Raw genomic sequence first — 15,393 nt, forward strand, 5'->3', positions numbered from 1 at the left:
ACCGCAGGAACTGGTAAGACATGAAGTCACTCTTCCTTTAAAGCGGTATTTCACAGCGATCGAGGAGGCGGAATATGATGTCCAAGGAACTACTCAAGAAAGCTGGTATTTTAGGCGTTACTTTTGGTTTAGTAGCAAGCCCGTTGGCGTTTGCTCAAGAGCCAGCAAATCCGGCAGGCAACATCTCTCCAGATGAGCAGCCTGTAGAATCGCACTCTGACGGTACCGGTAATCCCGCAGAGTATGAGAACGAAGATCTGACGACAGATCATGGTACTCAAGGTCCAGATAATGTTGACGAGCCGCACTCTTCAGATATGAGCGGTGACTCTGAATACACGCCAGATGAAGTTGTTGAAGAAAACAGCGGCATGTAATTGGCAACAATTTTTTGCAAAGTTGTAAAAAACTCTTACGCTTAGGATTGAGCATTTACGGGGCAAGGATGTCCTATAAGCAAGGATGCTCACAGGTTCAAGGAATGAATCTAAATACGATGAATACACTGGTCAGGGTTAATTCCAAGGTTGGAGCCCCGCAAAAGGATAGGAAGCCAGACGTCAATATCGTTTATAAGTAAGAGTGATCAAGACCCCGCCCTGCGGGGTCTAATTTTTTGTGCCTAGCTAATAAATAGTCAGTATCCGGTTCATGCTTTTAAACGCTGTTCAGCCAGTTGCTACCACGGAAGGTAGCAGGGTGAGTTAATGTGAAACACTTAGCTGGCGCATGTGCCATTATTGCACAATATATTTGAACAATTAATTAGTGTGCGATGTAATATTGTGCGCAATATATACTGTTTAAGTAGTTGATTTTAATTGTTTTTAATTTAAATTGATCGGATTGGCATCATGTGTGCAATACTAAGATGTAACGTTAGCCATTGGTCGTGGGCATCCATGTTATTGTTTAGCCTGCACTGTCTGGCTCCATGTTAAAGGAGTAGTAATCTATGTTATTCAAAGCGTTAGCTAAAAAAACTGCCGTATTAGGTGTCGCGTTTGGCCTCGTGGCGAGCCCGATGGCATTTGCCCATACGTCGATTGAGCTCAATAAAGACCGCTCAGCAGGCCATGATGTCATTCAGCCTAGCTCGCACAACACCTCAGGCCCGGCACAATACTCGGCCAGCGACCTGACCCGCGATGAAGGGGATACGTTTGACTACTCCACTTCAAGCAGCGCCAGCGATTCCAGTAGCTCCACGAGCAGCAAAGCGGGCTATAACGCCAACGAACTCAACCGTGACGAAGGTGACGGTATCCGCTGGTAAGCCAGTGTGATGACGAAGACCCCGCCTAGGCGGGGTTTTTTGCGTCTATGCAGCCGCTTTTTCGCTACGTTTTAACCACGTCTTGGGTGCCTCGATAATGGCCGTCCCACATCAGCACGGCACCCGCTACGGCACCGGGAATTAAGAACAGATTGGCGAGCGGTATCCAGGTGACCAGCATGATCAGCCCACCGTAGGTGAGGCTGGGCCACCAGCGGCGCGATAGGCGGCTGCGCATATCGCGAAACGTGACCTTGTTGTTATCCATCGGGTAATCAAGATAAGTGATCGCCATCACCCAGGCAGAAAACAGTGCCCATAAGAGAGGTGCCAACAAGTTAAGTCCGGGAATCCAGCTAATAATAAACAGCGCTGCCATGCGTGGGAGAATATAGCCGAGTTTCACCAGCTCTCGTCCTAGCGCGTCAATGGCTGTTTTGGCTAGCCCGCGATCATCCAGCGGCTCCCGCCCGGTGGCCTGCCGCTCAACTTTAGCGGCTAAAAAACCGTAAAAAGGTGCGGCAATCAGGTGTGTCACCAGGGTGAAGGTAAAAAAGATCACCACTAACAGGCTGACGAAAAAAAGCGGCCAGATAAGCCAGGAGAGCCACTCCAGCCAGCTGGGTACCAGGGTCATGGCACTGTCCAGCCAGCCGGAAAAGCGATTGAACACCACGCTTAGCATGCTGGCATACACGATGAGATTGACCAGAATTGGCAGGAAAATGTAGCGCCGCAGCCCTTTCTGGTACACCAAGCGCGTGCCTTGGCTCAGTGCCGTGATTGCATCCACTATGCTTGCTCCTTAAAAAAACGCCCAGATGAGTCATCTGGGCGTATTGCAGGAGGAATTAACGGCTAGGTCAAGATTTTTTAAGCATCTTCTGATCTAAGGTATCCGGGTCGCTGTGGCGAATATCCAGGCCTTTCACTAGATAGACCACATACTCTGCTAGGTTGTTGGCGTGATCGCCCACGCGCTCTAGTGCGCGCAGTACCCACATGATGCTGAGCACGGAGCTGATGGAGCGGGAGTCCTCCATCATGAAGGTCATCAAAGAGCGCATGGCGCTGCCGTACTCGTCATCCACTGACTCATCTTCACGCACGACCTGCATAGCAAGCTCAGTATCGAAGCGGGCAAAGGCCGTGAGCGCATCGCGCAGCATTTTACGTACGTGTTCGCTGATGTGACGCACTTCGACCAGGCCACGAATACCGCCGCTGTTTTCACTCAGCAGCAGCGCATTGCGGGCAATTTTGCTGGCCTCATCGCCAATCCGCTCCAGGTCTGATGTTGCGCGAATAACGGCCAGCACTAGACGCAGATCAGAGGCGGCCGGCTGGCGTCGAGCCAGTACGCGGGTACACTCATCGTCAATTTGCAGCTGCAGGTCGTTCACCTGGCGGTCGTTGTCACGCACTTTCTCGGCTAGACGGCTGTCGCCTTCCAGCAGTGCGTGAACGGCGTCTTGTACCTGTTTTTCCACCAGACCGCCCATGGCCATCAGGTGGGTTTTCAGCTCTTCCAGCTCCTGGTTGAACTGGCGAGAGATATGCTGGCTGTGGGTATCGCTCGTAATATCCATGGAGCACTCCTGACGTAATGTCGATGGGGCCTAGGTCATGCGGCCGGTGATGTAGTTTTCGGTGCGTTGTAAACGCGGGTTAGTGAACACTTGATCCGTTGGCCCGTACTCAACGAGTTCACCTTGCTGCAAAAAAGCCGTGTAGTCGGACACCCGCGCGGCTTGCTGCATATTGTGGGTAACCAGCACCAGCGTGAGCTGGGATTTCAGGTTACGAATCAACTCTTCAATTTTTAGCGTCGAAATAGGGTCCAGCGCCGAGGCAGGCTCATCCAACAGCAATACATCGGGCTGTACAGCCAGCGTGCGGGCAATCACTAAACGCTGCTGCTGCCCGCCGGAAAGCTGCCATGCCGAGCGGTGCAGGCGGTCTTTCACCTCGTCCCACAGGGCGGCCGAGGTGAGCGCCCATTCGATGATGTCGTCGCGTTTGCGCTTCGGCATTCGACCCTGTAAGCGCAGCCCGAAGGCAACGTTTTCATAGATCGACATTGGAAACGGGTTTGGGGTTTGAAACACCATGCCCACGCGGCGTCGCAGCTCGGTGACGTTCATCTGCGAGGCGTGGATGTCCTGGCCTTCTAACTGGATTTGACCATGATGCGTGACTGACTCATTGAGGTCATGAAGCCGGTTAATCGCGCGCAGCAGAGTAGATTTGCCACAGCCCGACGGGCCAATAAACGCGGTCACGCGGTGGCGAGGCACATCCAGCGTTAGGTCGCGCAACGCGGTTTTCCCCGCATAAGCGAGGTGAAACTGGTTGATGCTCAAGCAGCAGGTCTCGGCGGAAAAGCGAGTCACCGGTGCTTGAGTCGGGTTGGCGGACGATAACGCTAGCATTCGTTCCCTCGTTGACGCCTTAGATAATGACGCAGAAATATGGCAGTTAGATTAAGCACCAGTACAATCAGCACTAATAATAGGGCGGTGGCAAACACCAGGGGTATAGCCGCTTGTACATCCTCACCGTGAAAAGCGGTATCAAATAAATGATAGCCGAGGTGCATAAACTTGCGTTCTAGGTGCAGGTAGGGAAATTCACCATCAACAGGCATTTGCGGGGCCAGTTTCGCGACACCTACCAGCATCAGCGGCGCGACTTCTCCTGCTGCCCGCGCCACTGCCAAAATCACCCCCGTTAGCATGGCGGGGGTGGCCATAGGCAGTACCACGCGAGTCAGCATTTCCAGGCGGGTGGCACCTAGCGCCACTGCACCCTCGCGCTGGGCATCGGGAATGCGCGCCAACCCCTCTTCGGTCGCCACAATCACGACGGGTAACGTTAACAGCGCCAGGGTGAGCGATGCCCATAGCAGGCCGCCGGTTCCAAAAGTGGGTGAGGGCAGTGCCTCCTCAAAAAACCAGCTGTCGATCGAACCGCCAATCCCGTAAACAAAGACCCCCAGGCCAAACACTCCGTACACAATCGAGGGTACCCCCGCGAGGTTGCGCACACCGATACGCACTAACCGGGTCAGACGGTTCTGGTGGGCAATTTCATTGAGATAAATAGCTGCCAGAACGCCAAATGGCGTCACGATGACGGACATCAATATCACCATTAATACCGTTCCGAAAATGGCTGGCCACACGCCGCCTCCGGTATTGGCTGCGCGGGGGCCTTCACTCAGAAATTGCCAAATACGCTGGCTCCAGGCCGCTGTTTTTTGCACCCATGACATGGCATTAGGCGTTTGGAAAAGTGTAACGCCGGATAGTGGCTGAATAACGCGTTGGCCATTGGCGGTGGTCAGATGAAGCTGTGCCTCTGGGCGCTGACTGTCTGGCAGGGCAAGAGCAGTGGTCACAAACGCCCAGGCCGCGTCGCCTTCAAGGCGCTCGCCCGCGCGCTCCACGCTGCTAAGGCGGCCGATAAAATCGCCCCATGGGGTGCGCTCCAGCCGCACGATCTCGTCGGGAACTGACTTTTCAGCAATGTCGTCAATAGCGACCCAGCGCCAGCGCGTGCCATCGATATCTCGGTTGCCGGTAAAGTAGAGTCGCTCCATGCCCGCTGCGTTGGGCAGGGGGGCTTCTCGCACCGGCTGGCCTATCACCGTTTCGCCTGAGTGAAGAGTGACTTCTTCCAATGAGGCGGGCCAAAAGTGGCCAAGCCCCCGTGTGGCGAGCAGGGTAAGCAGCGTCGCCAGCATCAGCAGCGATACTGCCACGCTCGCGGCACATAACCAGGGCCATAGTAAGCTGCCCATGGCGCGAGTGCCGAGCGGGCGAGATAGCCAACGCATTAGCGGTTACCCCCTAGGCGCTGATAGCGTTGCCGCAGGCGCTGGCGTACCACCTCGGCTAGGGTATTGACCAAAAAGGTGAAGATAAACAGCGCCAGGGCGGCAAAAATCAGCAGGTGGTAAGTGATGCCACCTGGGGAAGCCTCCGGCAGCTCAATGGCAATGGAGGCGGACAGTGAGCGCAGCCCTTCAAAGGGGCTGGCGCTAAAGAGCGCGGTATTGCCGCTGGCCATCAAGACAATCATGGTTTCGCCTACCGCACGCCCGGCACCAATCATGACCGCTGAAAAGACCCCAGGGCCTGCCGTGGGAAGCGCGACTTTCCACAGCGCTTGCCAACGGCTGGCTCCCAGCGCCTGAGCCCCTTCCATTAAGTTGGCGGGTACATCGGCCAGGGCATCTTCTGCCAGCGAATAGATACTAGGAATCACCGCAAACCCCATCGCGATCCCGACGATCAGCGCATTGCGAGTGGCATAATCTAACCCGTACTGCTGGTCGAGCATGCGGCGTAGGTCGCCGCCGAACCAAGCCTGTTCCATGAGCGGGGCCAGCCATAGCGCCAGGGTGGCCATCATCGCGAGCCATGGCATCAGCCAGATGCCCGCCCAGGAAAGCGGTAGGCACTGGCGCAAACGGGCGCTAGCGAGATACCAAAGGCTGCCTGCCAGTGCAGCGCTAAGTGGCAGCCAAACAATCACGAGCAGCGTGCTGGCTAGGTGACGCTCGACCCAAGGGGCTAGCAGAAGCCCGGCAATAAAGCCCACCACCACGCCGGGAATGGCTTCCATTAGCTCAAGAATGGGTTTTACCCGACTGCGTAGCCGTGGTGACATGAACAGTGCCGAGTACATGGCGGCACCCAGGGCTATGGGTGTGGCAAATAGCATGGCGGCGAGGGCTGCTTTGAGAGTGCCCCAGGCCAGTGGCGATAGGGTATTGAGCGATAGCGCATCGCCAAACGCCAAGAGCGGCAGCGTCTCCCACACAAGAAATACGCCAATAGCAAGAATGGCCAACAGCACGCCAATACCACCGGCGGTAATCAACCCGGTCGCAATGCGGTCGTGAATAAGACGCAGCGGCTGACGCGAAAGAGGTAGCCGTGGGGGAGTCATGTCGACATCATAAAGAAACGAGTGCCGTAGCAAAAAAGTACGTACATGGCCGAAGTTTTCCACCCTACGGTATGTTTATGACAGTTAAGTGACAATCTAGTCGTCAAGCAGTGGCGGAGTCCGTTGCGCTTGAGGTAGCGGCACAAAGCCCGCGGCTTGTACGATTCGCTGCCCTTCATCAGAAAAGATCAGCTCAATAAAGGCTTGCTCTGCAAGTGGCAGTGCTTCGCCGGGCGGCAGATTAACGTACAGGTAGAGATCCCGTGACAGCGGATAGGTATTGTCCTGAATCGTTGCCACGCTGGGTATGATGGCCGTGCCCTCTGCGTTGATTAACGGTAGTGCGCGCACCATGGGATTGAGATGGTTATAGCCCGCATAGCCCATGGCATTGGGGGACTCCCCCACGGCGGCAATCACGGCAGAAGAGCCAGGGTGCTCGCTAATATCACGGCGAAACTGGCCGTTGCATAGCGCGCGTTCTTGGAACAGACCGTGGGTGCCAGAGGCTAAATTACGACCATGCAGCGCAATTTTGCCGTAGGGCCACTGTTGCTCTGGTAGTAGTTCTTCCCAACGACGAAGGGGTTCGGAGTCTCCACAATATAAAGAGGTAGAGAAAATCGCATCGGCTTGCTGACGGCTAAGTGACGCCAGTGGATTGTGGCGGTGTACCACCAGCAGTAGAGCATCTCTTGCAACGCTTAGTTCGTGAGGGGGGTAGCCATAACGGTCAATAAACTGCTGGCGCTCACTCTCAGTGATCGGACGCGACATCGGACCAAAACGCGTCGTGCCTGCTATCAAGGCGGTGGGCGCGCTGGCAGACCCCCCGGCTTGAAACTGAAGGGTAATATTGGGGTAACGATGATTAAGCGCTTCTCCCCAGCGCAGCATCAAGCCTGCCATGGTGTCAGAGCCTACAGCCCCTAATGTGCCGCTTACCACGGAGTTTGGTTGCCCCCAGGCGAAAGCGCAAAAAAACATCAGCCCAGTGGCCACCCACAGGCGAGATTGACGGCTTACGCGTGAGCAGTAGTGCTGTAAGCGACTGCCCTTCAAACCCTTGCCCTTCAAACGTCACCCCTCTTATGATTAACTATTGATAGTCTGTTGCGATGCAGCAACATCACCATCATTCTTATCCCTCGTATCATCACAACAATAACCTTACAAAGCGACCACCTTATGACACCGCTGGACACCGATTTGGACGACATACCCGCCCCACAAGGGCAGCTCACTTTAAAGTTACTGGCTTCTCGGCAAGATACCAATTTCTACGGGGATATTCCTGGTGGCTGGTTGGTCAATCAAATGGATCAAGCGGCAGAGTTAGCCGCGGGGCGCGAGGCAGGTGGCCGTACCGCCACGGTGGCCATTGAGGCGATGGATTTTCTCAGCCCCGTCAGGGTGGGCTCCATGGTGAGCGTCTATACCCAGGTACAAGAGATTGGTCACAGCTCCATCAAAATTGATGTGGAAGTGTGGGTACGCCCGCCCCATGGTCGCCATATTGAAGAGCGCCAGAAAGTCACCGAAGCGCGTTTTGTGATGGTAGCGTTGGATGACAATGGGCGTATCCGCGCCGTGCACAGCTAACGGCGCTGTTTGATGAACCGCTAAAGCAGCAAAAAGGGTGCCGAAGCACCCTTTTTTGTTAGCCGAACGGAGGAGAGTGATTATGCCCCTACGTTGTCACGGCTCTTCAGGTAAGCGTATTCGCCTACATCGCTAAACGGACGCAGTACTTTTTGGAACGCCGAGTAGGACTCGTAAACACGGCGTGACTCTTCGTCATTATCCACCTGACGCTGGATCGCCTGCTTGGACGACTCATACAGCGCGGCCATGACGTCTTCCGGGAAGGTGCGCAGCTGTACGCCGTGCTCATCCACCAGCGTTTCCAGTGCTTGGGCATTGCGATAAGCAAATTCGCTAATCATCGCCAAGTTGGAAGCGCGTGCCGCTTCGCGGATCACGTCCTGCAGGTCTTCCGGCAGCGCGTTCCAAGCATCCAGGTTGACGGTGCCTTCCAGTACCGCGGTAGGCTCGTTCCACACAGACGTGTAGTAGTAGTCCGCCACTTGGTGCAGGCCAAAGGCGAGGTCGTTATACGGGCCAACCCAGTCAGCGGCGTCGAGCGCACCGGTTTGCAGCGAGGTGAAGATTTCCGAACCGGCCATGTTCACCGTGCTCACACCGATGCCGTTCATGGCTTCACCAGCCAGGCCGGGCAAGCGCAACTTCAGGCCCTGCATATCGTCGAGGGAGTTGATCTCTTTTTTGAACCAGCCCGCCATCTGCGTGCCGGTGTTACCCACGGCAAACGGCTTCAGGTTGTGGTTAGCGTAGATCTCGTCCCACAGCTCTTGGCCACCGCCGTGGTACAGCCACGCGTTCATTTCAGTGGTGTTCATACCAAACGGCACGGCGGTAAAGAACTGGGAAGCCGCGACTTTGCCGCGCCAGTAGTAAGAGGCAGAGTGGCCCATTTCGGCAGTGCCTGCGGCGACTGCATCGAAGACTTCCAGTGCCGGTACCAGCTCGCCTGCGCCGTGAACACGGATGCGCATGCGGCCGTTAGAGAGCTGCTCCACTCGGCGGGCAAAGTCGTTAGCACCGGTACCAAGAGCGGGGAAGTTCTTCGGCCAGGAGGTGACCATATCCCAGGTGTAGGTTTCGTTAGCGCTGGCGGTAGAAACAAAGGGTGCAGCAGCGACACCGGCGGCACCTAGGCCGGCGGTTTTCAAAAATTGGCGGCGTTGCATGGCGGGCATGACTCCGAAATTATAGGCTGTTTTTTTATAAGCGCAGTGAGCGCAGTGTCCGCCCGCCAGTATGCGCTAAGCAGCTTTTATAGGGCAAGTGTCTGTCTTCTCTTGCCCTTTATCGTTAACGCGGCGTGAGTTTGGCAAACCCGAGCACGAGCCACTTTACGCCGTTACCGTCAAAGCTCACTTGCACGCGAGCACGGGCACCTTCGCCCTCGGCGTTGAGAATAATCCCCTCACCAAACACCGGATGTTCGACCCGCTGGCCGACATGCAGCGCGGGCAGCTCGCCGTCGCTCTCGATACTGGTTTGGGCGAAGCTCTGCCGCGATGCGGTCACCGGGCGGGAGATATGGCCCCGCAGGCGCACTTCTTCCAGCAAGTGGGGCGGCAGTTCGCGCAGAAAACGCGACGGGCGTGGAAACACCTCTTTGCCGTGCAGGCGGCGTGTTTCCGCGTGGGTCAGGTAGAGCTTCTGCATCGCTCGGGTGACGCCTACGTAACACAGCCTGCGCTCCTCTTCGAGCCGCCCAGGCTCCTCCACCGACATCTTGTGCGGGAATAGCCCCTCCTCCACACCGGCGATAAACACCACCGGAAACTCAAGCCCTTTCGCTGAGTGCAGCGTCATCAGCTGTACGCTGTCTTCAAACTCTTCGGCTTCGTGGTCGCCTGCGTTGAGGGCGGCTTCTGACAGAAATGCTTCCAGTGCCGCCATGCCTTCGCCCGCTTCCGGGGTTTCAAAGGCGTCGCCATGGGTGAAGGCGCGGGCGGCGGTGACCAGCTCTTCCAAGTTTTCGACCCGCGCCTGGCCTTTCTCGCCACGCTCGCTTTTGTGGTGCTCGATTAACCCGGTATGCGCGGTGACATGGTCGATAATTTCATGCAGCGGTAACCCGGCGGCGTCGTTATCGAGCTGCTCGATCAGGTTGGCGAAGGCCTGCACGGCGTTGCCCGCTCGGCCTCTCAAGGTGCCGTCCTGAATCGCGTCGTGTAGCGCCTGCCAAAGCGAGACGCCCTGCTCCCGTGCGCGGTGGCGCACGATTTCCACCGTGCGGGTGCCGATGCCTCGGGTGGGCACGTTGATGACGCGTTCAAGGGAGGCATCGTCGTCCCGGTTCAGCAACAGGCGAAGGTAGGCCAGGGCATTTTTGATCTCCAGCCGTTCATAAAAGCGGTGGCCACCGTAGATGCGGTAAGGCATCCCTTGGCGAATCAGCGTCTCTTCCAGCAGCCGTGATTGGGCGTTAGAGCGGTAAAGAATGGCCACATCACGGCGGTTAAAGCCTTCATCGACCTTCTCTTTAATGGTGTCGACGATGTAGCGGGCTTCTTCCAGGTCGTTAAACCCGGCATACACCGAAATCGGGTCGCCCTCGATGCCATCGGTCCAGAGGTTTTTACCCAGCCGCTCGCTGTTATGGCTAATCAGCGTGTTAGCGGCTTCCAGAATTGCGCTGGTAGAGCGGTAGTTCTGTTCCAGGCGCACTGTATGAGTGTCGGTAAACTCCTCTTCAAAGCGGCGAATATTCTCCACTTTGGCGCCGCGCCAGCCGTAAATCGACTGGTCGTCATCGCCGACCGCCGTCATCGGCGTTTGCTGGCCGGTGAGCAGTTTCAGCCACGCGTACTGCAGGGTGTTGGTGTCTTGGAACTCGTCTACCAATACATGACCGAAGCGCTCGCGGTAGTGTTTCAGCAGCGGCGGGTTATCGCGCAGAAGCTCCAGGCTGCGCAGCAGCAGCTCGCCAAAATCCACCAGCCCGCCGCGCTCGCAGGTGAGCTGGTAGCGCTCGTACAGCTCGACCATTTGTGCCAAATAGCCATCACCGTTGACGTTGACCTGATGCGGGCGCAGCCCCTCCTCTTTGCAGCCAGATACAAACCCCTGCACTTGGCGGGGCGGGAAGCGTTCGTCGTCAATCGAGTAATCTTTGAGCAGCCGCTTGATCAGCCGGAGCTGGTCGTCGGAATCAATGATTTGGAAGTGTTGCGGCAGGCGAGCGTCTTGCCAGTGGGTGCGCAGCAGCCGGTGGGCAATGGAGTGGAAGGTGCCGACCCAAACATGGCGCATGGAAATGCCCAGCAGCGCTTCAAGGCGCGTGCGCATTTCCCGTGCCGCTTTGTTGGTAAACGTCACCGCCAGCAGCGCATAAGGAGACAGCCCTTCGGCCTGCATCAGCCAGGCAATGCGGTGAACCAGCACGCGGGTTTTACCGGAGCCAGCCCCCGCCAGTACCAGTAGGTTGCCCTGGGGGGCGCTAACGGCCTCCCGCTGGGCGGGGTTGAGCTGATCAAGTATCGCCGTGACGTCGTCCATATAAGCCGCTGCCGGTTCGAAAAATGGGCGGTCAGTTTAGCACAGCCCGCCCACTGGCTGGGTATACAGCGTACGCCGCGTTGGCCCGCGTTTATTGATCGTCTGGGTAACGCAGCGTGGTCAGGCTCTTTTTCACCGCTTTAAGCTGCTCGGCGAGTTTGGGGCCGCGGGTTTTAGCGACACCAACGGCCAGCACGTCAATCAGCACCAGGTGTGCGATGCGCGAGCTGAGCGGTGTGTAAATCTCAGTATCTTCATGCACATCGATAAACAGCGGCAGGCTTACTTCATGGGCCAGCGGCGACTCGCTGGGGCACAGGCCAATCACCGTAGCCCCCGCTTCGCGGGCCAAACGCACGCTGGCCACCAGCGCCTTGGTGCGCCCGGTTTGTGAAATCGCCACCACCACATCGCCCTCTTGCAGCGTCACTGCCGACATGTTCTGCATGTGCGGGTCGGCGTAGGCGGAGGTCGAGATCTGCAGGCGGAAGAACTTGTGCTGGGCATCGAAGGCCACCGCGCCGGAGGCACCAAATCCGTAAAACTCCACCCGGTTAGCCATGGCCAGCGCATTCACGGCCCGTCCCAGCGCTTCGTTATCGAGCCGGTCGCGTACCGACAGCAGCGTGCCGACGGTAGAGTCAAAAATGCTGTGGGAGAACTCGGCCACCGAATCGCTATCGTTCATCGAGAACTGAGCGAACTGGCTACCGCTGGCCAGCATCTGGGCGAGCTGGAGCTTGAAGTCCTGGAAACCGTTGCAGCCAAGGGCACGGCAGAAGCGCACCACGGTGGGCTCGCTCACCTTTGCCTCAGTGGCAAGGTCCACGATCCGCATATGGATCACTTCATCGGGGTTACGCAGCACGAACCGCGCTACCTTTTGTTCGGAGCGACGGAAATGCTCCATGCGGCGTCTCATTTCATCGAACAGGGCGCGGCTCACGTTCAGCTCCTTAAATTCTTGATCGTGCTTATGCAGCCTAGGTGGCCACAGTATGCCTGAGTGATGTGAAAGAGGTAGCGGGATTCACCCACAACAGCTGCCGTTTAAAGGGCGTTAACCCCTTTCTTCAAGATTCGTCATCATTTTGTCAAGTAGGTTATAGTAAGAAGTGACGTGCCGCACTGCATCATTTAAAAAATCAGTGGCCACGGATGCAGGTGGACGTAGGCAACTTCACCTGGAGGAGCGTCGATCATGAGAAACGTCGAACGAATTACCTCGGTAAAAAGCGAATTGCTCGACATATTCATGAGTATGGAGGTCGATGAGCATGCCCAACGACAGCGTAGCGCCGCCCAGCGTAGCTTAAGAGCACGCAGAGGGATTGAGCTTCATCGTGAATTTCAAAAACTATCGCGGGATATCGCTCCCTTGCCGGACGATGACGAACCGCAAGAGAGCGAATTGCACTAAGTTAACGTGTCTGCTGCGTTGCCCATTGCCTAGCGTAAACGTTAACAAACAACATTTACGCTTAATTCCCTGGCTAATCTCATATAGCCAGGGAAAGGACACCTTGTCTCTTAAAACAAGCCTGCTACGAAGACTACGATTACGCCAATGGGAGCAACATATTTCGCTAGAAGGTTCCAAAGGGTGTAGTCGTAAATATCCATATTCAGCTCTTTTCTCGACTCTTCCTTATCGAGGCAGAAGGCAAAGAAAACAATCGCGCCCAGTCCGGTCAGCGGCAGGAGAATCTTGCTGGTGAAGGTGTCGAGCAGGTCGAAGATATTCAAGCCAAAGAACAGCACTTCCGACCACACGTTGAACGAGAGTAGGGCGGCAACGCCTAACGCCCATACCGCAATACCGCTCGCAAACGTCGCCACCAAGCGCGACATTGACGTGCGCTCTTCCAGGGTTTCCACCACCGGCTCCAGCAGCGAGATAGCCGAGGTCAGCGCCGCAAACGTGAGCAGCAGGAAGAACATCAGGCCGAGAATGGTGCCGCCCGTCATGTTGCCGAACGCTAGCGGCAGCGTCACAAAGATCAGGCCAGGGCCTTCGCCCGCGCTCAAGCCGTTGGCAAACACGATCGGGAAGATCGCCAAGCCTGCCAGCAGGGCAATAGCGGTATCCAGAATGATCACGGTACGCGCGGTGCTGATCAGGTTGACGTCTTCGCCCAGGTAAGAGCCGTAGGCCATCATGATGCCCATGCCCAGCGAGAGCGTGAAGAACGCTTGGCCCATGGCTGCCAGTACGACGCCGCCATCCAGCGCTGCCCAATCGGGGCTGAACATAAAGCTCAGCGCTTCACCGAAGTGACCGCTGGTCATGCCGTAACCCACCAAGATCAGCATCAGCACCACAAGCGCAGGCATCATGGTGCGTGCCGCACTCTCCAGGCCTTTGGTGACACCGCGCGCCACAATGCCAATGACCAGCACCATAAAGGCGGTGTGCCATAGCAGCAGCGTCATCGGGCTACCCAGCATGCCACCAAAGAGGGCGCTAATGCTGTCAGCGTCTTGGCCGTTAAACGTGCCAATCACCGAACCCAGGGTGTAGTTCAGAGACCAGCCGCCGATGACGCTGTAGAACGACAGAATTAAGAAAGCCGCTAAAACGCCGCTTACCCCAATCGCCGCCCATGCCCGTGTTTTGCCGTGGCTTGCTGCCAAATCAGACATGGTGTTGATGGGGTTCTTCTGGCCGCGACGGCCAATCATCCATTCCGCTACTAGAATGGGCAGGCCCACCAGCGCGACACACGCGAGATACACCAGTACGAAGGCCGCGCCGCCACTGTCGCCCACCATATAAGAAAAGCGCCAGATGTTGCCCAGGCCAACGGCGGAACCCGCTGCCGCCAGCACAAAGCCCATGCGTGATGACCACTGTGCATGTGCAAGTTTTGCCATAAATCACCTATGTGAAATTCGATTGTAATGAGTCGTTATCGGCGCACTGCACCGATTTTCGGAAAATAGAGATTGCCAGCGTGCTTTTCCGAAAGAACGCGCAATTTATCCGATCATGGTGGGGCTTGCCAGTCAGCCTCTCTAAAAAGAGGGCTTAAAACAGCTGGCTCTGCTTTTCATCGGCAAAGGGTTCAAGCGCAGGCAGTGTGATGTGCTGTTGCAGAGTGCGATACAGGTGGCGAGCCATGTCTGGAGATTCTCGGTTATCGGCTGTATGCACAAATAAGAAAGGGGTTTTCCCCTGACTTATCCACAAGGCAAGGCGATCTATCCACGGGCTGAAGTAGCGAGTATTGATCGTTTTGTCAATATGCCCAATGAAGCGAATAATCGGCTGCTCTGCTGTGGAAAGCACGTGTAACGGGAGTTTCGGTTTTTCTTGCTGGGCGTGAGCCAAGCCTGCGTGGCCGTTGGCAGGGGCTGAGAACACCGGCCGCACATCGAGCATGACGCGGTTGGCCCCATAAGTTATCAACAATCGGTTAAGGGCTTTCTCTCCCTCGCCCTTGTGGAAAAAAACAGGGTGGCGCACCTCCACCGCGCAGGGCAGGTGCGTTGGCCATTGGGCGAGCAGAGCTTCCAGCTTAGGCAGCTCTGCAGGGCCAAAATCACGCGGTAGTTGCACCATGGTCGGGCCAAGCCGGTCATGAAGCGGTGCCAAGGCACTTAAAAATGCCCAGGCATCTTCAAGCTGGCTTAGGCGCTGCTCGTGGGTAACGCGGCTGGGCAGTTTAAAACAAAAGCGAAAATGGGCAGGTGCCTGGCGTGCCCAGGCAGCGATGGTATCGGGCTTAGGCGCACCGCTGTAAAACGTCGTATTGCCCTCAACGCTGGAAAACACTGCGGCGTAATCGCTGAGCAGGTCGGTTTTGGCTTGGCGCGGGTAGAGGCTGCCCTGCCAATCCTGGTTGGCCCACATAGGCAAGCCAAGATAGAGCGGTAGCGGCGAGCGTGAAGCAGTCATCTAAGCGGTGGCCTTTGTCGAAACGTAGAATTGTCGAAACAGAAAAGGCTTAGTGTAACCGTAACACCATGGGCTGTGGCGGGGGCTCAAGGCGTGTTAATGAAGATAACGGCCAAATTTATGAAATTTTTCCCGCTACCACAGCGCTACTATGGTGATGGTCATAACA

At 56.4% G+C, this 15,393-nt stretch carries 15 protein-coding genes; 4 read left to right on the forward strand and 11 right to left on the reverse strand.

The features are described from left to right. Nucleotides 1-74 precede the first annotated feature (74 nt). Both IEW65_RS11340 and IEW65_RS11345 read left to right on the forward strand, forming a co-directional pair. The gene (locus tag IEW65_RS11340; protein ID WP_188639594.1) at nt 75-377 is read left to right on the forward strand and encodes a hypothetical protein; all 303 of its coding nucleotides are present in this window, start codon (nt 75-77) and stop codon (nt 375-377) included. Between the two features lie 578 nt (nt 378-955). After that, entirely contained in the window at nt 956-1,276 is a 321-nt protein-coding gene (locus IEW65_RS11345; protein ID WP_188639595.1) for a hypothetical protein, read from the forward strand. Nucleotides 1,277-1,340: 64 nt separating this feature from the next. On the opposite strand, the gene cysZ is transcribed toward IEW65_RS11345, so the two are convergent. The 6 genes from cysZ to IEW65_RS11375 form a co-directional block, all read right to left on the reverse strand. Further along, nucleotides 1,341-2,072: a sulfate transporter CysZ gene (gene cysZ, locus IEW65_RS11350; RefSeq protein WP_188639908.1), complete on the reverse strand. Its 732-nt coding sequence runs from the start codon at nt 2,070-2,072 to the stop codon at nt 1,341-1,343. A gap of 67 nt (nt 2,073-2,139) precedes the next feature. Next, the gene (gene phoU, locus IEW65_RS11355; RefSeq protein ID WP_188639596.1) at nt 2,140-2,865 is read right to left on the reverse strand and encodes a phosphate signaling complex protein PhoU; all 726 of its coding nucleotides are present in this window, start codon (nt 2,863-2,865) and stop codon (nt 2,140-2,142) included. 30 nt (nt 2,866-2,895) lie between these two features. Then, nucleotides 2,896-3,708, reverse strand: coding sequence for a phosphate ABC transporter ATP-binding protein PstB (gene pstB, locus IEW65_RS11360; protein ID WP_188639597.1), 813 nt, complete (start codon nt 3,706-3,708; stop codon nt 2,896-2,898). After that, nucleotides 3,702-5,114, reverse strand: coding sequence for a phosphate ABC transporter permease PstA (gene pstA, locus IEW65_RS11365; protein ID WP_188639598.1), 1,413 nt, complete (start codon nt 5,112-5,114; stop codon nt 3,702-3,704). The genes pstB and pstA overlap by 7 nt, the downstream gene beginning before the upstream one ends. Then, nucleotides 5,114-6,232 (reverse strand): ABC transporter permease subunit, encoded by a 1,119-nt coding sequence (locus tag IEW65_RS11370; protein WP_188639599.1) that lies wholly within the window; start codon nt 6,230-6,232, stop codon nt 5,114-5,116. Before IEW65_RS11370 ends, pstA begins: the two co-directional genes overlap by 1 nt. A gap of 96 nt (nt 6,233-6,328) precedes the next feature. Beyond that, a complete protein-coding gene (locus tag IEW65_RS11375) occupies nt 6,329-7,219 on the reverse strand; it encodes a PstS family phosphate ABC transporter substrate-binding protein (RefSeq protein ID WP_188639909.1) in 891 nt (296 codons plus the stop codon). Between the two features lie 201 nt (nt 7,220-7,420). Here IEW65_RS11375 and IEW65_RS11380 point away from each other — a divergent pair, with 201 nt between their 5' ends. Beyond that, nucleotides 7,421-7,834: an acyl-CoA thioesterase gene (locus IEW65_RS11380; protein WP_188639600.1), complete on the forward strand. Its 414-nt coding sequence runs from the start codon at nt 7,421-7,423 to the stop codon at nt 7,832-7,834. Nucleotides 7,835-7,914: 80 nt separating this feature from the next. On the opposite strand, the gene IEW65_RS11385 is transcribed toward IEW65_RS11380, so the two are convergent. From IEW65_RS11385 to hexR, 3 genes are all read right to left on the reverse strand, one after another. Continuing rightward, the gene (locus IEW65_RS11385) at nt 7,915-9,003 is read right to left on the reverse strand and encodes a TRAP transporter substrate-binding protein (RefSeq protein WP_188639601.1); all 1,089 of its coding nucleotides are present in this window, start codon (nt 9,001-9,003) and stop codon (nt 7,915-7,917) included. 124 nt (nt 9,004-9,127) lie between these two features. After that, the gene (gene uvrD / locus IEW65_RS11390) at nt 9,128-11,326 is read right to left on the reverse strand and encodes a DNA helicase II (RefSeq protein ID WP_188639602.1); all 2,199 of its coding nucleotides are present in this window, start codon (nt 11,324-11,326) and stop codon (nt 9,128-9,130) included. A 91-nt stretch (nt 11,327-11,417) separates the two neighbouring features. After that, the gene (hexR, locus tag IEW65_RS11395) at nt 11,418-12,272 is read right to left on the reverse strand and encodes a transcriptional regulator HexR (RefSeq protein ID WP_188639603.1); all 855 of its coding nucleotides are present in this window, start codon (nt 12,270-12,272) and stop codon (nt 11,418-11,420) included. Nucleotides 12,273-12,527: 255 nt separating this feature from the next. Between hexR and IEW65_RS11400 the strand changes: the two genes are divergently transcribed. Further along, a complete protein-coding gene (locus IEW65_RS11400; protein WP_188639604.1) occupies nt 12,528-12,746 on the forward strand; it encodes a PA3496 family putative envelope integrity protein in 219 nt (72 codons plus the stop codon). Between the two features lie 110 nt (nt 12,747-12,856). Here IEW65_RS11400 and IEW65_RS11405 read toward each other — a convergent pair whose 3' ends face one another. Then, nucleotides 12,857-14,200 carry a sodium-dependent transporter gene (locus tag IEW65_RS11405; RefSeq protein WP_188639605.1) on the reverse strand — a complete coding sequence of 448 codons (1,344 nt, stop codon included), beginning with the start codon at nt 14,198-14,200 and terminating at the stop codon, nt 12,857-12,859. 154 nt (nt 14,201-14,354) lie between these two features. Next, nucleotides 14,355-15,224 carry a DUF72 domain-containing protein gene (locus IEW65_RS11410; RefSeq protein WP_188639606.1) on the reverse strand — a complete coding sequence of 290 codons (870 nt, stop codon included), beginning with the start codon at nt 15,222-15,224 and terminating at the stop codon, nt 14,355-14,357. Nucleotides 15,225-15,393 lie beyond the last annotated feature (169 nt).

It is taken from the genome of Vreelandella lutescens (assembly GCF_014640815.1).
Taxonomy (GTDB): domain Bacteria; phylum Pseudomonadota; class Gammaproteobacteria; order Pseudomonadales; family Halomonadaceae; genus Vreelandella; species Vreelandella lutescens.